The organism is Paenibacillus sp. FSL L8-0470, assembly GCF_038008625.1.
In the GTDB taxonomy this organism is placed as follows: domain Bacteria; phylum Bacillota; class Bacilli; order Paenibacillales; family Paenibacillaceae; genus Paenibacillus_AQ.
Window position 1 is genome coordinate 4,883,535 of the sequence record NZ_JBBOZM010000001.1, and the last position, 16,812, is coordinate 4,900,346.

General features: G+C 51.5%; 21 protein-coding genes. 2 read left to right on the top strand and 19 right to left on the bottom strand.

Translation table 11 applies throughout. The annotated features are described in order from the left end of the window. Positions 1-82: 82 nt before the first annotated feature. The 8 genes from NST99_RS22335 to NST99_RS22370 all read right to left on the bottom strand — a co-directional run bounded on the left by NST99_RS22335 (position 83) and on the right by NST99_RS22370 (position 6,470). A complete protein-coding gene (locus NST99_RS22335; protein ID WP_341094462.1) occupies positions 83-886 on the bottom strand; it encodes a biotin--[acetyl-CoA-carboxylase] ligase in 804 nt (267 codons plus the stop codon). Continuing rightward, positions 879-2,312, bottom strand: coding sequence for a CCA tRNA nucleotidyltransferase (locus NST99_RS22340; protein ID WP_341094464.1), 1,434 nt, complete (start codon positions 2,310-2,312; stop codon positions 879-881). Before NST99_RS22340 ends, NST99_RS22335 begins: the two co-directional genes overlap by 8 nt. A gap of 10 nt (positions 2,313-2,322) precedes the next feature. Then, entirely contained in the window at positions 2,323-3,480 is a 1,158-nt protein-coding gene (gene bshA / locus NST99_RS22345) for an N-acetyl-alpha-D-glucosaminyl L-malate synthase BshA (protein ID WP_341094466.1), read from the bottom strand. A 97-nt stretch (positions 3,481-3,577) separates the two neighbouring features. Further along, the gene (gene bshB1, locus NST99_RS22350) at positions 3,578-4,282 is read right to left on the bottom strand and encodes a bacillithiol biosynthesis deacetylase BshB1 (protein ID WP_341094468.1); all 705 of its coding nucleotides are present in this window, start codon (positions 4,280-4,282) and stop codon (positions 3,578-3,580) included. Further along, positions 4,282-4,704, bottom strand: coding sequence for a methylglyoxal synthase (gene mgsA, locus NST99_RS22355; protein WP_341094470.1), 423 nt, complete (start codon positions 4,702-4,704; stop codon positions 4,282-4,284). Before mgsA ends, bshB1 begins: the two co-directional genes overlap by 1 nt. 17 nt (positions 4,705-4,721) lie before the next feature. Then, positions 4,722-5,525 (bottom strand): 4-hydroxy-tetrahydrodipicolinate reductase, encoded by an 804-nt coding sequence (dapB, locus tag NST99_RS22360; protein ID WP_341094472.1) that lies wholly within the window; start codon positions 5,523-5,525, stop codon positions 4,722-4,724. Between the two features lie 34 nt (positions 5,526-5,559). Next, positions 5,560-6,081, bottom strand: a complete 522-nt coding sequence (locus NST99_RS22365) for a tetratricopeptide repeat protein (protein ID WP_340897447.1) — start codon at positions 6,079-6,081, stop codon at positions 5,560-5,562. Between the two features lie 59 nt (positions 6,082-6,140). After that, complete coding sequence (locus tag NST99_RS22370) at positions 6,141-6,470, bottom strand: nucleotide pyrophosphohydrolase (protein WP_038594447.1); 330 nt, start codon at positions 6,468-6,470, stop codon at positions 6,141-6,143. 159 nt (positions 6,471-6,629) lie between these two features. Between NST99_RS22370 and NST99_RS22375 the strand changes: the two genes are divergently transcribed. Both NST99_RS22375 and NST99_RS22380 read left to right on the top strand, forming a co-directional pair. After that, positions 6,630-7,499 (top strand): YitT family protein, encoded by an 870-nt coding sequence (locus tag NST99_RS22375; protein WP_341094473.1) that lies wholly within the window; start codon positions 6,630-6,632, stop codon positions 7,497-7,499. Between the two features lie 168 nt (positions 7,500-7,667). Beyond that, positions 7,668-8,812, top strand: a protein-coding gene (locus tag NST99_RS22380) for an IS3 family transposase (RefSeq protein WP_341092810.1) whose coding sequence is annotated in 2 segments (ribosomal slippage) — positions 7,668-7,941 and positions 7,941-8,812 — 1,146 coding nt in all. Because the reading frame shifts where the segments join, the coding sequence is not laid out codon by codon here. Between the two features lie 159 nt (positions 8,813-8,971). Here the strand turns inward: NST99_RS22380 and NST99_RS22385 are convergent. The 11 genes from NST99_RS22385 to NST99_RS22435 form a co-directional block, all read right to left on the bottom strand. Beyond that, positions 8,972-9,871: a sporulation protein YpjB gene (locus tag NST99_RS22385; RefSeq protein ID WP_341094475.1), complete on the bottom strand. Its 900-nt coding sequence runs from the start codon at positions 9,869-9,871 to the stop codon at positions 8,972-8,974. A gap of 56 nt (positions 9,872-9,927) precedes the next feature. After that, on the bottom strand, positions 9,928-10,566 hold the full coding sequence (locus NST99_RS22390) for a DUF1405 domain-containing protein (protein ID WP_341094477.1): 639 nt from the start codon (positions 10,564-10,566) through the stop codon (positions 9,928-9,930). Positions 10,567-10,660: 94 nt separating this feature from the next. Then, the gene (locus NST99_RS22395; protein ID WP_341094479.1) at positions 10,661-11,542 is read right to left on the bottom strand and encodes a c-type cytochrome; all 882 of its coding nucleotides are present in this window, start codon (positions 11,540-11,542) and stop codon (positions 10,661-10,663) included. Positions 11,543-11,570: 28 nt separating this feature from the next. Next, positions 11,571-12,242 carry a menaquinol-cytochrome c reductase cytochrome b subunit gene (gene qcrB, locus NST99_RS22400; RefSeq protein WP_038594453.1) on the bottom strand — a complete coding sequence of 224 codons (672 nt, stop codon included), beginning with the start codon at positions 12,240-12,242 and terminating at the stop codon, positions 11,571-11,573. A 5-nt stretch (positions 12,243-12,247) separates the two neighbouring features. Next, positions 12,248-12,802 (bottom strand): QcrA and Rieske domain-containing protein, encoded by a 555-nt coding sequence (locus NST99_RS22405; RefSeq protein ID WP_076109842.1) that lies wholly within the window; start codon positions 12,800-12,802, stop codon positions 12,248-12,250. A gap of 221 nt (positions 12,803-13,023) precedes the next feature. Beyond that, complete coding sequence (locus NST99_RS22410) at positions 13,024-13,449, bottom strand: DUF2487 family protein (RefSeq protein WP_341094482.1); 426 nt, start codon at positions 13,447-13,449, stop codon at positions 13,024-13,026. 129 nt (positions 13,450-13,578) lie between these two features. Next, the gene (locus NST99_RS22415; protein ID WP_341094484.1) at positions 13,579-13,758 is read right to left on the bottom strand and encodes an IDEAL domain-containing protein; all 180 of its coding nucleotides are present in this window, start codon (positions 13,756-13,758) and stop codon (positions 13,579-13,581) included. 18 nt (positions 13,759-13,776) lie between these two features. After that, positions 13,777-14,283 carry a gamma carbonic anhydrase family protein gene (locus NST99_RS22420; RefSeq protein WP_341094486.1) on the bottom strand — a complete coding sequence of 169 codons (507 nt, stop codon included), beginning with the start codon at positions 14,281-14,283 and terminating at the stop codon, positions 13,777-13,779. Positions 14,284-14,294: 11 nt separating this feature from the next. Beyond that, positions 14,295-15,383: a hypothetical protein gene (locus tag NST99_RS22425; protein WP_341094489.1), complete on the bottom strand. Its 1,089-nt coding sequence runs from the start codon at positions 15,381-15,383 to the stop codon at positions 14,295-14,297. Between the two features lie 90 nt (positions 15,384-15,473). Beyond that, positions 15,474-16,061, bottom strand: a complete 588-nt coding sequence (locus tag NST99_RS22430) for a histidine phosphatase family protein (RefSeq protein ID WP_341097725.1) — start codon at positions 16,059-16,061, stop codon at positions 15,474-15,476. Positions 16,062-16,218: 157 nt separating this feature from the next. After that, positions 16,219-16,812 carry an anti-sigma factor gene (locus tag NST99_RS22435; RefSeq protein ID WP_341094491.1) on the bottom strand — a complete coding sequence of 198 codons (594 nt, stop codon included), beginning with the start codon at positions 16,810-16,812 and terminating at the stop codon, positions 16,219-16,221.

The following is a 16,812-nucleotide window of genomic DNA, read 5'->3' on the forward strand; positions in this document are numbered from 1 at the left end:
CTGCGATACCGTCTCTGAACATATTATAACAAAAACCGCTGCTAATTACACCAAAAAAATGTGACAAGGCATGGAACCCTTGTCACTGGATCATTTCAATTTCACCTGATAATATGCAGGTGATATTCCCGGCAGTATCCCTTAGCAGCAGCCCGCCGCCGTCATCCAAACCGACCGCAGTACCTTCGCTGCGTCCCTCGGGTGTATTAAAGTACACCTGGCGCCCCAAGGTGACCGACATGGATTCCCAAAGCTCACGAACAGGCTTAAAGCCCCGTTCTATGTAAAGGGTGTACAAAAACTCCAGCTCGGCCAGCACCGCTTCCGTGAGTTGCTTGCGGTCAACGGGAATGCCTCCCCCTTCGATCAGCAGCGAAGTGCCGACTCCTCGCAGATCATCCGGATAGTCGTCCTCCGTCAAATTCACCGCAATGCCGATTCCGGCGATACAATAATGAAGGCCGCCTTCCCTGAGCGATGATTCCAGCAGAATTCCGCAAATTTTGCGTCCGCCTGCCAGCAGATCATTCGGCCATTTGATGCCGGCCTGCACGCCGCTGATCTCGCGAATGGCGCGGCAGACGGCTACGCCAGCCAGCAGCGTCAGCTGCGGCGTCAGTGACAGCGGAAGATTGGGTCGCAGCACCACACTCATCCAAATGCCTTTGCCGCGCGGTGAATGCCACTTTCTGCCCATCCGCCCGCGGCCGCCGGTCTGTTCCTCGGCAATAATAGCCGTTCCTTCCGGAGCGCCATTTTCGGCGAGCCTCTTGGCTTCCTCCTGCGTAGACACCACCGATTCCAGTCGCTGTACACTTCGGTTCCAGCCCGAAACAAAAGTATCTCTGTTCAGCCCGGAAAGCCCCGGCGTTTCATCGCTATTCATCGTTATCCATCCTTTTTGCTTCCTGAAGCAATGATTGTTTATTGTTAGCAATATCTCCAGCCGCTACGGCCTGCAGCAGCGCATGCAGCAGCTCTCCCAGCCACGGGCCGGGACGTTTCTGCAAAGCTTCGGCCAGCTCATTGCCTGTCACCGCAAGCTCTGCCAAGGTCTGCAGCGGCATTGATGCGCTCCAGGACCGCAGGAGACCCGTGGAGAGCGCCGGGGCTCCAGATGGCTGCACGGCGGCGTTATCCGTCTTAGGCTCTGATGGATCAACCTGCTCGGCCAAGGCACTGCCTAACCCTGGCATGTCCACATGCAGCTGCACAGCTGCTCCGGGCCCGGCTTGGGCCAGGCCAAGACGCTGCTGATAGGAGGCGGCCTCCGGCACCGCCTCCAGCAGCGTCAGCCACCCTTCGGTGGCTGACGTGCCCAAGGCCAGCACGGCGGCGATCCAGCGCCGCCGAAGCGCCTCGGTGCCGCCCGGAGATTCCGTCGGCACCTCTGCAAGCGCTGCGGTCCAGGCTTCGCGGACACGCAGCACCGAGGTGACGGCGCTGCGCGTCGCCCCCGGGAACGTCCATGCCCGCATCAGGGCGTCGGCCTCAGCGGCCGGCGTCTTCAGGGCATGGAGCAGGAGCGCCCACCGCAGGAGGGCGCCGGGCAGTTCCCCGATCCCGGCTAGCAGGGCGGCGGCTGCCGCCATGTCACTGCCGGTCCAAGGGAACGGGGCTTTGCCGCGCGGCAGCAAGCCGCTGCGCGCGAGAAGACCGAGGCCGCGCGCAGGATGCGGCCCCTCTATCATGCGCTCCAGCTCCGCGCGGAGACGCTCCACAGCAATATGCGCCAGCTTGTCACGCTGGCGCAGCAGCCCCCGCCACGTATTCTTAGCGATGGCGAAGTCCAGCACAGACGCGAACCGCACGCAGCGCAGCATGCGCAGCGCGTCCTCGTCAAAGCGTTCCTCCGCCGTGCCCACACAGCGGATCAGGCGATGCTTCAGGTCAGCAGCTCCGCCAAAAGGATCGACCAGCTGCCCGTCCAGGCCGCAGCATATGGCATTGATCGTAAAATCACGCCGCCGCAGGTCCTCCTGCACATCGCTTACAAAAAAGACGTGCTCCGGGCGGCGGTGATCAGCATAGCCGCTCTCCGTCCGGTACGTCGTTACTTCAAAGCTATATCCATCCTGCAATACGGTAACCGTGCCGTGTGCAAGCCCGGTCGGGACACAACGTGTGAACATGGCCATTACTTCTTCCGGCAGTGCCGAAGTCGTAAGATCCATATCATGCACCGGTCTGCCCAGCAGCTCATCACGGATGCAGCCGCCGACAAAATAAGCCTCACGGCCGGCTGCATGCAGGGTGGCAATCACTTTGCCTGCCGCCTCTGCCATGCCGGATGGTGCCATTTTCCATTCCATGAAGCACCCCTTACCCCCGGACTTTATCCATTCCGAGCACCTTTCGCCCAAGCACACGGTAATAAATATCCTCATATTGATTCGTAATCATGTCTCTGCTGAAATCGTTACAGGACCGCTCCAGACAAGCTCTTCTGAACTGCTCTATCATGTCCTCATTCGAGAGCAGCTGAACGGCATATTTAGCCATGGCGGCTGTATCGCCAATGGGAGCCAGGAACCCGGTTTTGGCATGCTGGATCAATTCGGGAATGCCGCCAGCCTGCGAGCCGATTGTCGGCACTCCGCAAGCCATCGCTTCCAGGGCTACAAGGCCAAAGCTTTCCTTCTCGGAAGGCAGCAGCAGGAGGTCGGCCAGGGAAATGACCTGGGCAATATCATCCTGCTTACCGAGAAAGCGAACTTTGTCTTCCAGACCCATCTCATTGATCTTCGCCTGAATCTTCGGCAGATCGGGCCCTTCACCCACCAGCAGCAGCTTGGCAGGCAACTCATGGCTCACCTTTGCAAAAATGTCAACCACATCACCGACACGTTTGACTGGACGGAAATTGCTGATATGCATCAGGATTTTCTCATCCGGTGAAGCAAAATCCCCCCGCAGATCGGACACGTCACGCGGATAATACACGCGTTTATCGACAAAGTTATAAGTTAGGTCAATATCGCGGGTAATATCCAGCACACGCCGTGTCTCTTTAATCAGATCCAGCGACACCGCCGTCACCGCATCACTCTCATTGATGGCAAGTCGGATCAAATCCTTAAGCGATTCATCCTGGCCAAGCACGGTAATATCGGTACCATGCAGTGTCGTTACCACTTTGATATCATTCCCTAACATCTGCTTGGCAAGGAACGCGCAGACCGCGTGCGGGACCGCATAATGGACATGTAATAAATCCAGCCCCTGCATCTTTGCGACCTGGGCCATCTTAGTAGCCAGCGCCAGATCGTAGGGGGGGTAACGGAAGACATAATAATCGTTAACCTCTACCTCGTGGTAAAATATATTTTTCTGAAACGTACCAAGCCGGAACGGGATACTGTGTGTAATAAAATGGACTTCATGGCCTTTCTCAGCCAACAGCTTGCCCAGTTCAGTCGCCACTACACCCGAGCCGCCAAGAGACGGATAACAAGTGATGCCTATTTTTAGCCGGTCCATAGCTCCGCCCCTTCGATAAACTTATGTTATGTTAGTACTATTAGTAATGACATGAGTTAATTATAGTTGTTCATCGGGCTGAAATAAAGCTTTGTGTTTAACGGTCTCCGGTGGTGAACAATTCAACTGCATGCGGCACTTTACTGGCGAAGCCCTCCGCATAAGGAATAAGCCTCCGCTGTCCGAGCAGCATATCCCGCGAACGGACGCGTTCGATATAGCCTTCATTAAGCGGGGTCGAAACTATATCCTCACCCGGTGCTTTCTCGAATTGCGAACGGTAGCAGGATAGCGCCTGCTCTTTAATGCTGTATTGTGCAGTCACATCTACGATAAGATCACACCGTCCGAGATCGTTAATGAAGTAAAAATAAAGCAGCGGTGCCGCTACCGCAGGCTTGTCCGGCATATATTTGCGCAGCTTGGCATTAAACACAGCCTCTTCCACCAGCTTGCTGCAAGCAATATGGTCAGGATGGCGGTCTTCCCAATAAGGTGCAAATACGATGTCCGGTGCGAATTTGCGAATTTCCGAGGTCACCGCTGAGAGATGCTCCTCTGTTAAACAGAGTCCCCGGTCAGGGAGCCCCAGATTCGTGCGGAGTGAGGCACCGAGCAGATCAGCGGCCTGCTGAGCTTCCAGCTTGCGCCGTTCTACGGTTCCGTTCGAGGACATTTCCGCAGCGGTCAAATCGCATAAGCCCACTTTCAGGCCGGCAGCAGTATGTTTGGCGATGGTTCCGGCCATGCCGATCTCGGCATCATCGGCATGAGCGCCGAATACTAGGATATCCAGCTTCATTATTCGTCCACACCAGGCTTGTACTTATGTACCAGCTCCCGCCAACCGAAATCGCCCCGGTCAATCGCCTTGACCAGAATTTCTGCAGTAGCAATATTTGTCGCTACCGGAATGCCATACACATCACATAAACGCAGAAGGGCAGTAATGTCGGGCTCATGAGGTTGTGCCATCAAAGGATCACGCAGGAAAATAATCAGATCCAGCTCATCCTGCGCCACCAGCGAACCGATCTGCTGGTCACCGCCCAGCGGACCGGACATGTAGCGGTGGATATGAAGGTTGGTTTCGTCCATAATCCGCTGGCCGGTCGTTCCTGTAGAGTACATCTCAAGTCCAGTAAATACATGCTCATAAGCGGTTACAAAATTCACCATCTCATCTTTTTTCCGGTCATGTGCGATAAATGCAATCTTCAACATGTGTTCTTCTCTCCTGTCTATTCTATAAAGTGCTCAAAACCATAGATCATTCCTGTGTACTCCATCACTTTCTGGATACCCAGCTTGACTCCAGGCATATATCCAGCCCGTTCGTAAGAATCATGGCGTATTTTAAGCGATTGCCCAAAGCCGCCGAAGACTACTTCCTCCTGGGCAAACACACCGGGGAGGCGGACGCTATGAATGCGGAAGCCGTTGTAGTAGCCGCCCCGCGAGCCCTCAATAATTTCTTCTTCTTGAGGATTGCCTTGACGCAGCTCCTCACGCGCTTCAGAAATCATTTCCGCTGTCTTGATTGCCGTGCCCGATGGAGCATCCAGCTTCTGATCTCCATGATACTCGATAATTTCTAGATGTGGGAAATACTTGGCAGCTTGGGCGGCAAACTTCATAAGCAGGATAGCCCCGATGGAGAAGTTAGGTGCGATCAGCCCGCCGATTCCCTGTTCCTGGCATTGCTTGTCCAGTTCCTTAATTTGTTCGGGAGTAAATCCGGTAGTACCAATCACCGGACGTACCCCGTATTTAATTGCGAGTGTCGTATTAGCAAAGGCTGATTGAGGAGTCGTAAAATCAACTAACACATCCCCGTTGCTATGTGCAAGGGCGGCCTCAAAGTCCGATGTAACATTAACTCCGCATTCTTCCAGTCCCGCGAGACGACCGGCATCGATACTGCCTGCCGATCGATCTACAGCCGCAGCCAGTTCCAGTTCATCATCCTGCAGCACCAGCTTTATAACCTCTTTGCCCATTCTGCCTCCTGCTCCGGAGACAATTACTCTGATCTTGTCGCTCACCCTTATTTCCTCCTCGCTTTCACTGGTTCCATGTTTATTGGATATATTTTTGCAATGATTTCTGAAGGTCCTTCATGAGCTGCCGCAGACCGGAATCATCCGGATGCAGGGAAATGACCTCTTTCATCGCGGCGATGGCCTGCAAGTGCTCGTTCATCCGGCTGTGCGCAATGGCGAGCCATACATATGCATCCCCGTATAGTGGATCCAGCGTAATCGCTTCTTTCAGCAGCGTGATCGGATGATACGGATTATTCGTCCCTGCCGTTTCATCTTCAAGCAGCCTTTTGGCCTCCTGGACAAGCTGCAGCGCCTGCAGATGCTGAAGATGCAGCCGATATTCAGGCTTGCCATTATCAAGCTTGAGCGCTGCCAGTGCATGCTCCAGCGCCTTCTCCAGCATCCCGCTGCGGGCATAGGTAATGGAACAGCGGTATCTCACCTCGGCATCATCCGGACTGGCCGCTATAGCTGCCTCAAAGAAGTGTATCGCTTCGGCGAAATCGCTGCGCAGAATAGAGCGGTAGGCCGCTTTTACAAAATCGTTATGATTCATATCCTCACCATCCTAACGGCTAAATCCCGTTCGTTTGGTACAGCATATGTTATAGAAGCCTAATCGGTGTTTTTCAGTGTCCATCGCCCGGCATCGCGGGTATTGAACTTATGCATGACTTTATTGTGGGCTTCAGTCAGATCGATGCCCAGCGAATTGGCGAAGCAGATCGTAATGAACAGAATATCGCCCAGCTCCAATTCAATGGAATTTTCCGCTTCGTCGGATTTTTTCGGCTTCTCACCGAACTGATGGTTTACTTCACGGGCCAATTCACCCACTTCCTCGGACATTCGGGCCAGCATAGACAGCGGGCTGAAGTAACCTTCTTTAAATTGTGAGATGTACGCGTCGACTTCACGCTGCAAATCACCAAGACTTTTATCCATAATTTGTTTCTTCGCCCCCCTGAGAGTTCTTGCCTTCTGTTTGCCCCTATGTTATCGTAAAGACGTTTTGAAGACAAATCTTTTTTAAATTTACAGCTTTACCCCATGAAAGCAATGTTAGTACAAACTGCCCATTAAGAGGCTTAGGCGAGGGATTATATGAAATCATCCAAATTGTTCGCGATCGGCAAAACAGTAGCTCCCATTATGCTCGGTGCCGCAATTTATGCATTTGGGCTCCTCTATTTTATAGTGCCCAACCAGCTGATGGAAGGTGGGGTAACCGGGATTACCATCCTGCTGAATTACGCCTTTGACCTTCCTATATTCCTGACTACCTTACTACTTAACCTTCCGCTGTTCCTGCTCGGCTGGAAAGTGCTCGGCTCAAACCAGATTTTTTATACAGGTATAGGAATCGGTTTGTTGACCTTTTTCCTCTGGGTATTTGAACGACTGATTGCTGGCGGCTGGCTTGTCCCGTTCAGCACCGAGCATGATTTCATTCTTGCTTCATTATACGCAGGGGTGACGCTTGGCGCAGGACTTGGGATCGTCTTCCGTTACGGCGGGACCACCGGCGGTGTCGATATCGTAGCCAGAATTCTTGCCCGCAAGTTCGGCTGGAGCATGGGACAGATTATTCTGGCTGTCGACATTCTCATCATCGGCGCCTCCCTGCTCTACATTCCCCGGGAAAAAATATTGTATACCCTGGTGGCCGTCTTTATTTCTTCGCGGGTCATTGATTTTATTCAGGAAGGTGCATATGCCGCCAAAGCCTTCACCATTATCAGCGATGACGCCCCGCAAATTGCCGATCTTATCACGGCAGAGATGGACAGGGGCGTAACGCTTATCCCTGCAATCGGCGCTTACTCCAAGCAGGCGAAACACATGGTGTACTGTGTCGTCTCCCGCCAGGAGATCCGCCGCCTCAGCCAGCTGGTGAAATCCATCGACCCCACGGCTTTTGTGATCATCAGCGATGTGCATGATGTACAGGGGGAGGGGTTTCGGCAAACCTAAATCCATGAATCAATGTGATTCATCATTAATAGAGAGTGGACAAAAAAAGGCTTTCCCTGCCATCATCACGATGGGGACTGACCCCGTAACGTGAGACATATCAAAACACCTTCAAGAGAATGGAACCCTGTCGTAAGATAGGGAGATAATCTTGGAGGTGTTTTTGCGTTGGCAACTAGAGTGAGTTACCCGGTAGAATTAAAGATGAAAGCCATCGAGATGAGATTGGCAGGAGTTCCGGTAAGAGAGGTAATGGAGCAACTCGGAATACGGAACAAGACACAGTTAAAGACATGGATGAGATGGTATCGAAAAGGCGAAGTACATCGTCTGGAGCAGCCCGTGGGTAAACAGTACAGCTACGGAAAAGGTCCAGAACACTCTACGGAGCTAGAAAAAGTAAAGGCGGAGAACCGATTCTTAAAGCAGCAATTGGACGTGCTAAAAAAGTACAGGGAACTGGAAAGGGGGTGGAACCACAAGTCGTCATTGCCTGGATCGAGTCCATTCGAGAAGAAGTAACGGTGACTGAGGCCTGCGCATGGCTTGGGATTGCAAGAGCCACCTACTACCGCTGGAAAGCAGCCGTAGAAACCGAGCGTTCAGATGCTACAGTAGAGAAGATAAGGCAGGTTTGCGCACAGCATAAATTCCGATATGGGTACCGGAAAATCACTGCACTCCTTCGGGCAGAAGAATCCATAAACCACAAACGTGTTCAACAGATTATGCAGCGTGAAGGGCTACAGTGCCGCGTAAGGATGAAGAAACGCAAGACCACGGGGCAGCCCGCACATCCAGTAGAAAATCTGCTAAAGCGGCAATTCCATGCAGAGGGGCATCTGCAAAAGCTCGTCACGGACATTACCTATTTACCGTTTGGAGGCAAGATGTTGTACCTCTCGAGCATTCTGGACCTGTACAATGGGGAGATTGTGGCTTACAGTATAGCGGACAAGCAAGACACGTCTTTGGTTTTGGATACGCTGAATCAACTTCCAAAACGGGCAAATATGCTGCTTCATAGCGACCAAGGCAGCGTGTACACGTCTCAGGTGTACCAGGCTGCAGTAAAAGGAAAAGGCATTACCATGAGCATGTCCCGCAAGGGAACGCCCGCTGATAATGCCCCCATCGAATCGTTTCATTCCACCCTAAAGTCTGAAACGTTCTACCTCGAAGATCTCACGTGTACAACGACGGCAATCGTTGAACAGACCGTTCGAGACTACATTACTTACTATAACTCAATTCGAATTCAAGCGAAACTAAATAACCAGTCGCCAGTGGATTTCCGGCGACTGGCTGCTTAAACTTGCAAGGTGTTTTGATCCCTGTCTCATGTACGGGGGTCAGTCCCATGGATGATGGGGGAGCCTTTTATTTAGCAACATCTTATAATCCGCAGAAAATATATCGTCACAGAACTATTAACCATACGGGATCTGCCACCGCCTGCCTCATGGCCGGATCTATACCGGCTTCCACTCCTCATTCTCACCGCGGTACTTCCGGTATCCGGTATAGGCCAGCGCTGCCAGAATGAACGCCCCGGCAAGCAGCCCCCACCCTCCATACTCCGGCGGAGACAGCGGCAGAGATAAAGCCGGCTCATCCCTCTCTTTGCCAAACATCACCCGGACAGCGTCCTGTCCGTAAGAAACGATCTCCAGCAGGCGTGTGCGTTCGATCGGCTGAGATGAGGATGGAATACCCGCCGCGTAAGATAACCAGGAATCAAAGGCGTTCACCACCTCCGGCTGGCGGGAGATGACCACTGCAGGACGGATATTGTCATATCTGCTTTGCAGTCTAGTTACTGCCGTTTTCCAATCCTTAAGATTATTAGCAACAGCACTTTGCTCCATATCGTTCAGATCCTCGCGGATCAGCTTGTAGTACTGCAGCCACATCGGTTGCTTTGGATGATTCAGGCTATTGGCAGCGAGCCTGAGCTTGGCAGCGGCAGCTTCCCACTTCTGGGGATTGATTTGCTCAGCCGCCATTGTAGTCTTAAGATCCATAACCAATGTCGTCAGTGCATTTATCCCCTCCACCGAGGTCAGGCCTTCAAAGGATGAGGATACAACAATCTGTGAAATCTCCTCGCTCTCCTGCCTTGCCTTGGCGACATTCCCTTCCAGAACATAGCTGTATAAAGCCTCTGCCGCCTGCTCCAGCCGCTGTGCTCCAGTCCTGCCGGTAAGCGCCGGAGATTCTCCGCTTACGGAACTCCCGGTACTAAGCAAATTTGCAAAGCCGGAACCTGCAGCGTCAGCACTAGAATCTGCCATAACCTTTCCACTATTCCCTCCGGCAAGCAGCCAGCATAACACTAACCCTGTCAGCACATAATATCCCCTGCGCGGCATGAGACATCCCTCCTACCCTAAATGTATGGCAGGAGGACAAGAGATAGAACAGCCTGTCAGCGCCTGTTGCTGAAGCTCTCCATGGGCCTGGTTCTTCTGCTGAAAATCCAGGCCGCGGCGGCGCTGAGCAAGGTTAAACCAATAGTGAAGTACTGCACCCCTATTACATCATCCTCCAGCACAGAAGGCAGCCACGGATAAATCCCAATCGAATAATCCACCATGTCATTGGCAAGGGTCCAGAGCAGCGCCAATGGCAGCATTCTGCGGAAAGCGAAGAAGCGGGCATAGATCAGTGCTTCAACCGCCATCCCGGTATGCGATGCGACCAGCATCCAGTCCTTCCAGCTCACAGTGTCCCCCTGATATCCCCCGGCAAAAATAATGCTTACCGCCCAGATTCCGTACTTCACGGAGGTGAGAACCGCCAGTGCTTCTATCAGTTCACGCAGCAGTGTCCCTTTCAGGCGCTTCGGCGGATACAACAGGAGCAATAAAGCGGCAGTAAAGAACAGGCTCGCAGTCGGACTATCCGGAACGAACGGAAGCAGCCAGGCAGGATAATTAGCTGCTGTATATTCCAATTGATTGCCGTACCACATGTAACCGTAAATCGTACCGAAGAAATTCACAATAAAGAGCAGCCATATGACTCCCCGGTGTTTAAACAACCTCTCGAACCAATGAACCGGCATATCGACACATTACCTCCTAGATCATGGCAGCCTCTGCATTTACACAACCAAAAACCTGACCGCATGCACGATCAGGTTTGCGCTTATCATTATTTTACTGTTCGCTTTTTTGTTTGGCAAGCCAACCGGCAAGAGTGTCAATATCCTGCTCTGTCAGACCTGCCGCCACCGCCGTTTCATACATCGGAGGCATTTGCCCCTGTCCCTCTTTAATGATCGCAAGAATCGCATCTTTGTCATGGGTATCGCCGACACCACGAAGCGCAGGCACACTACCTCCACCTTTCATATCGACAGCATGACAAGAGACACAGGTAGCTTGCTTATAAAGCGCCATCGCCGGATCACTCTTGTCCACGATGGCTACTTCCTTCGTTTCAACAACACTTGTGGTCGGCAAACCTTTGGCTCTGTTCTCTGCCGCCTTTTCCTCACGCTGCACATCCTCAGGAATTTGATCCGTTAACGCCATTTCATGCTTATATTCCGTCCAGGCTGTATTCGTCAAATAAATGATCGCTGCGAGCGAGAGGAACATTAAAGAGGAAGCAATCGGCCGGCGGTAGAACCGCCGTTCCCGGCCCGTATCCAAAAAGGGGGCCAGCAAAAGCGCTCCAAAGGCTACACCTGTAACGCCGAGTGTGCCCAGCACAATATAGTCACCAGAGGCATAGGGCAGCTTCAAATATTGATACAGGAACAGGAAATACCAGTCTGGTATCGGAATTACAGTTGCACTGGCATTCGCAGGGAAGCCTAGCGGCGCCGGCTCTGAAATGGTCAGCACCAGGATGCCCACCAGCACGACAACACCGACCATCCATTCTTTCAATAGGAAGTTGGGAATAAACGCTTCCGATTTGCCCGGATATGCCGTATAGTCCGGCGGTGTAATGAAACCGTTACCCTTGCGGACACGGGAATCGCCGACAAATACGACTTTTTCTTTGGTGTTGTCCTTGTCTTTGTGTGCCATCTGCAGTTCCCCCTTTCTGTCAATTGACTTACAGCGGACCGGAGATACCCTGTCTGCGGATCATAATAAAGTGTCCGACGAGCAGAATAAGCAGGACCGCCGGGAGGAAAAATACATGCAGTGCAAAAAAGCGGGTTAAAGTTTCTGCGCCGACAATAGTGCCGCCCTGCATCAGTTCCTTCAGCACAGGCCCCATAACGGGTACAGAATTAGCAATTTCCAGTGTAACCTTGGTTGCAAAATAAGCTTTGTTGTCCCAAGGCAGCAAATAGCCGGTCAGTCCAAGCCCTAGCATCACGAAAAAGATAAGCATACCGACGATCCAGTTCATTTCGCGCGGTGCCTTGTAGGAACCGGTGAAAAATACACGCATTGTATGAAGGAACATCATCACGATGACGAGACTTGCGCCCCAGTGATGCATACCTCGGACGATCTGCCCGAAGGCCACCTTCGTCTGCAAATATTCCACACTGGCATAGGCATTTATAATATCTGGAACATAATACATGGTCAGAAACATACCCGATAAGATCTGAATGACTGTAATAAAGAAAGTAAGTCCGCCAAAGCAATAAACAAATGCCGAAAAGTGATGTGCCGGATTGACATGCTCAGGTACCTCATGATCGGCTACATCTCTCCAAATCGGCGTAATATCCAGACGTTCATCAATCCAGTTGTAGACATTTTTAAACATCAGATTTACGCCTCCTTCTTAGCTTCGGTGTTGGGGACGATATCGCCAAGATAGACCCAGCCTCCATCAATCTTGGTCTTGTACTGGTCAAGCGGCTTCGGGGCTACCTCTAGATTCTTGCCTACTTTGGTATACCTCGCTCCATGACATGGGCAATGGTATTCATCCGGATAGGACTTGTTATTGTTCCATCTGACCGTACATCCCAGATGCTTGCAGATCGGTGAAAGCGCATAAATTTCTCCGCTCTCATTTTTACGGATCCAGGCTGTCAGCGTAGCTGTACTGGCATACCATCCGTCCTGCTGTTTCAGCTCAAACGTAAACTCCTGCGGTTCATCGGTAATTTTAGAGGTCTCCGCAATTTTGATGAATTCACCCTCGCCTTTTTTATGTAATATCGGGTCTACGGCAAAACGGATCATCGGCAGGACTGCCCCGGCCCCCATAAAAGCGGTAGCTCCGCCAAGGGTATAGGTTAGAAACTGTCTGCGTGACATCTCTTTTAGGCTGGGCGGTCCTTGCGGATGCGGCTCCTGCTCTTCTTCATGGCTGCTCATACTGTGTGTAACCCCCTATTCAGAAATTGGAGAAGGCACCTGCAGTGTTATCCAGAGGTTTTTCCTGTAAATAATCCGTTTACAATGATATAAGTCACACGACATATAAGTTCAACCTAATCATAGCGTAGGGTCCAAAACCCGTCAAGAATATTGTCTAAATTGTGACAGGCATATTGGGGTGCTTTTCTATAAATTGTTGATTTTTTGTCACATTTAACTCATTTATCTTCTTGCCACATCTGCTCAATTTTCCTCCCTATCTGACTCTTAAAGGACATTATCCGGGACGCGTCAAATCCAGTCAGGGAAAGGAATAAATCGCTTTCAACAATTTCGTTGGACAACAGTTCCAAATCGGATGAAGCCACAATGACATATTGGAAGTGACTGGATTTGACTTTTCGGCAAATCTCATTTACGTATTGAGAACTGTCACCTGAGCTGTACTGAATTGCCGGGTAGGTTACAATGCGCCCTTGAAAGGGTTGTTCAATACAGTCCAGCAAATCACGCAACCGTTCAAGTGCCTCTGCCGCCTCCGGCGGACTCTCCGTACCCTTCAGGCCAGTAAACGGAATCAGGCAGGTATCGAAGTATTTGCAGTTTGCCTCCCAGCTGCTTTTGTCAAAATCACTAAATTTCATTACTGTTCATTCCCCTCAACCTGAAATGTTCAAACATTTTTGACAACCATTTCTCCTTGCTTTCTCGAAGACACTGCTAAATCCCTCTTTTACAGGAAAACAAAAAAAGAAATGCGCCAAGCGCATCTCTTATGCCAAACTTTTCAGTTCTTCAGTCAGATACCGGAAAGCCGTTTTATCTCCGGCCGCCAGCGCTGTGTCAATCTCCCGGTACAAGATGTCGGTACGACGCTTTCGCAGCGCTTCATCCCACACCATTTCTGCCGCAAGCCCTAGCATCACTTCATAGGTAGCCTTCATTTTGTCCATTCGATACACCTCCGCTGTTTAGAAGTTTCCATATTCCTTCGCCTTGTTCACATAACTCTCGCTGGTTCGTGACATTCTCAGTAAGTCCTGCTCGGTCAATTCACGGACCACTTTGGCGGGGGTACCCAAGGAAAGGGTGTACGGCGGGATCACTTTGTTTTCGGTTACAAGAGATCCGGCTCCTATTAAAGCATATTCACCAATCTCTGCTCCGTTCAACACAATCGCACCCATTCCGACTAATGTGCCTCTGCCTATCCTGCAACCATGAATGATTGCGGAGTGCCCTACCGATATGTCATCCCCCAGTATCAGCGGCAAATTCTCCGCCACATGGCCTACAACCCCATCTTGAATGTTGCAGCCTTTTCCAATAATGACTGGAGCAAGATCGCCCCGAAGCACCGCATTGAACCAAATACTTGAATACTGTCCTACACTCACATTCCCTACCAGCTTAGCCCCTTCTGCCACGTAAACAGATTCATCGAGCTGCGGTATGTAATTCCCATAAGCAATCCGCATTTTCCTCCCCCTTACTTCGGCAGTCGCTTCGGAGTAGCAGCTTCTGTCCCCCATGGCGTCATTTGGACTACCGGACCTTCAGGTGTCTCCCCAAGCCGGATCATTCCAAGATGCAGCATCATCCGCAAAATACGCTGTTCCAGGATCGATGCGGCATCATCATAATAAAACGGTTTGATCAGCCAGCCCAATCCCTCCACTAAGGAAGAAACGCTCACCCACTCTTCCGCACTTACGCTAATCCAGTATACGAGCGATGGAAGATTAGGAACAGCACCTTTATAGAGTTTTAACCAAAAGGTGAATAACTGCATCAGTCTTTCTGATTTTCCTTCCGCAAGCAGCGTCTCACCTGCCGAGGTCAACTTCAAACGGTAACCTTCTTCCGAAATATAGCGGCGGTGCCTCGCATAATCATACAGAAGCGCCATTCTTGGCGGATAATGCTCGCATGCTCTGCCGTAACCGAATCTCCAGCCCCCCTTGCCCAGCAGCGGCTCAGGAACTTGGATCGCGTTCATTACGCCCTGCTGATAACGTTTATAGAGGGCACCCTCCTGGTTCAGCTCCAGCTCATTGTCCATCACATAACGCAGGAACATCAGCAGATCGCCCGCCAGCAGGTCACCTTCCCCGCGGTATACCGCTGGCTCGCTGCTCCGGACCACATGTTCCTTGATATGCTGGCCCATCCTCTCGCGGAAACGGTTCTTCAGATCCTCCGGCACCTGAAAGAGGTATCTGCTCTGCTGTGAGGCGCCGCTGAAGAGCCATCCGCCGCTTTTGAACCGGCTGACCATCTCACGGTAACCGCCGGTTTTGCCGGCAGGTGCATCAAAGCAGGCCTGCCTCGCGGCAGCCAGCAAATCTTCAAGACTGAATTTGCTGCGTTCGTCGAACAACAGTGTGTTGAGAAACCGCAGTTCCTCCGGGGTGCAATCCCGGATATGAGTCTCCATGAAATCGCGGCTTCCTAGCGTGATCAGTATACTCTGAATCAAATCATGTTTAGAATTTCGTTTGCAATCGCACTGGTAGCGCCCCGCAATGGCGGTAAGCTGACCAATGTCTGCGTAAGTGAGCATATCCGCCAGATTCATCTTTTATCGCCTCACCGTTTTACTACCATTATGGGAAATACAGCCCTTTTTATTCCTTATTACGCAAAAAAAATAACCCGAGGCTTCGGGTTAACGCTGATTTTGCAAGATATGACGTGTACAATTGTATAACAGCGGACTCCATTCCAGTTCCTTCTTCTCCAGAATGGTCAGCGACAGATTGCCAAGACGTTCTGTGTACTTGTCCTTATAAAGCGCGGTGTACAGCTGAGCCAGAAAGCCGCCGTGGGAAATTACCAGCACATTGCTCTCCGGGTAACGGGCCGATAGATCCTCTAGAAAAGCCAGACCGCGTACCTGCAGCTGTTCATCCGTTTCTTGACCCAGCGACAGCAGGTTCCACTCTTTGCCCCACTTCTCCTCCCGCTGCATGGCAGTCATGCCTTCCACCTGCCCATAGGCACGCTCACGGATCCGGTGATCGGGTTCAAGCAGTGGAATGTCCAGCTTGGCAGCTACGATCTTCCCTGTCTCCGCTGCACGGGAAAGACTGCTGGTAATGCAGTAGTCCCAGCGGTAAGGTTCCTGCAGAAGCCTGTCTCCCAGCATCTCAGCCTGCCTCCGGCCCTCATCGTTAAGCGGAATATCACTTTGCCCCTGTATCTTTCCTTCCGCATTCCAATCGGTCAGCCCATGGCGTACTAAGCCGATAAGCATTGCCATCACCCTTCCCCTCCTTTATGTTTGCTTAATAATGTATCATGAATGAAAACAAATGTCTTCTTTTCGAAAGATTATTATGCCTTTTCGCTCTTCCTGCACGGAAACAAGACAACAAAAAAAGCCCGCTTTACTTGGTAGTAAAGGGAGCCCCTCATTGTCTGCGGTAACGGTTCAACCGGATGAGCAAAAATATCGATAAGCCTACCCCTAGCATGGACAGCATCATCCAATATTGTGGATGGGTTGGCCCCATACTTACTACAAGCGGCTCGATAATGCCGCCTTCTGATTCAAGAACAGGATAAGCCGGTGACCATCCTAGTGAAAGGCCGGCCACACCCGTATCCACAATTCCGCTTTGCGCTGTGGTTGTGTTATGGGATGTCTTAAACATAGTGAAATATAGGAAGCTCGATAGAAACACTGCCAGAAAGCAGGCAATCCAAAGGCTTATCCGGCGGCGGAAAACTGTAGAATTACCGGCAGATTTCCCGTCCCCGGGCATCAGCCAGGGACTCTCGAGATAAATCCGCTCCATAACCCTAAGGTTTATAGCTTCCGCACGTTCTTCGCTGACTTCTACCTTCGCCTCAAGCATAAGCTCACTGCTCTCCTGCCACAATGCCCACTCGGAGGCGCAGTACGGGCAACTTGCAATATGCCTCTCAAGTTCAATCCGCTTGGGGTCGGTGGGGGGAGCGTCCCACAATAGCGGAATGAAATCTTGCGCTTCCCTGCAGTTCAT

What these genes read in the sequence shown, in the direction of transcription:
- NST99_RS22335 (WP_341094462.1), bottom strand. Translation starts at nt 886, where the DNA reads ATGAATAGCGATGAAACGCCGGGGCTTTCCGGGCTGAACAGAGATACT.
- NST99_RS22340 (WP_341094464.1), bottom strand. Translation starts at nt 2,312, where the DNA reads ATGGAATGGAAAATGGCACCATCCGGCATGGCAGAGGCGGCAGGCAAA.
- bshA (WP_341094466.1), bottom strand. Translation starts at nt 3,480, where the DNA reads ATGGACCGGCTAAAAATAGGCATCACTTGTTATCCGTCTCTTGGCGGC.
- bshB1 (WP_341094468.1), bottom strand. Translation starts at nt 4,282, where the DNA reads ATGAAGCTGGATATCCTAGTATTCGGCGCTCATGCCGATGATGCCGAG.
- mgsA (WP_341094470.1), bottom strand. Translation starts at nt 4,704, where the DNA reads ATGTTGAAGATTGCATTTATCGCACATGACCGGAAAAAAGATGAGATG.
- NST99_RS22365 (WP_340897447.1), bottom strand. Translation starts at nt 6,081, where the DNA reads ATGAATCATAACGATTTTGTAAAAGCGGCCTACCGCTCTATTCTGCGC.
- NST99_RS22370 (WP_038594447.1), bottom strand. Translation starts at nt 6,470, where the DNA reads ATGGATAAAAGTCTTGGTGATTTGCAGCGTGAAGTCGACGCGTACATC.
- NST99_RS22375 (WP_341094473.1), top strand. Translation starts at nt 6,630, where the DNA reads ATGAAATCATCCAAATTGTTCGCGATCGGCAAAACAGTAGCTCCCATT.
- NST99_RS22385 (WP_341094475.1), bottom strand. Translation starts at nt 9,871, where the DNA reads ATGCCGCGCAGGGGATATTATGTGCTGACAGGGTTAGTGTTATGCTGG.
- NST99_RS22390 (WP_341094477.1), bottom strand. Translation starts at nt 10,566, where the DNA reads ATGCCGGTTCATTGGTTCGAGAGGTTGTTTAAACACCGGGGAGTCATA.
- NST99_RS22395 (WP_341094479.1), bottom strand. Translation starts at nt 11,542, where the DNA reads ATGGCACACAAAGACAAGGACAACACCAAAGAAAAAGTCGTATTTGTC.
- qcrB (WP_038594453.1), bottom strand. Translation starts at nt 12,242, where the DNA reads ATGTTTAAAAATGTCTACAACTGGATTGATGAACGTCTGGATATTACG.
- NST99_RS22405 (WP_076109842.1), bottom strand. Translation starts at nt 12,802, where the DNA reads ATGAGCAGCCATGAAGAAGAGCAGGAGCCGCATCCGCAAGGACCGCCC.
- NST99_RS22410 (WP_341094482.1), bottom strand. Translation starts at nt 13,449, where the DNA reads ATGAAATTTAGTGATTTTGACAAAAGCAGCTGGGAGGCAAACTGCAAA.
- NST99_RS22415 (WP_341094484.1), bottom strand. Translation starts at nt 13,758, where the DNA reads ATGGACAAAATGAAGGCTACCTATGAAGTGATGCTAGGGCTTGCGGCA.
- NST99_RS22420 (WP_341094486.1), bottom strand. Translation starts at nt 14,283, where the DNA reads ATGCGGATTGCTTATGGGAATTACATACCGCAGCTCGATGAATCTGTT.
- NST99_RS22425 (WP_341094489.1), bottom strand. Translation starts at nt 15,383, where the DNA reads ATGAATCTGGCGGATATGCTCACTTACGCAGACATTGGTCAGCTTACC.
- NST99_RS22430 (WP_341097725.1), bottom strand. Translation starts at nt 16,061, where the DNA reads ATGCTTATCGGCTTAGTACGCCATGGGCTGACCGATTGGAATGCGGAA.
- NST99_RS22435 (WP_341094491.1), bottom strand. Translation starts at nt 16,812, where the DNA reads ATGAACTGCAGGGAAGCGCAAGATTTCATTCCGCTATTGTGGGACGCT.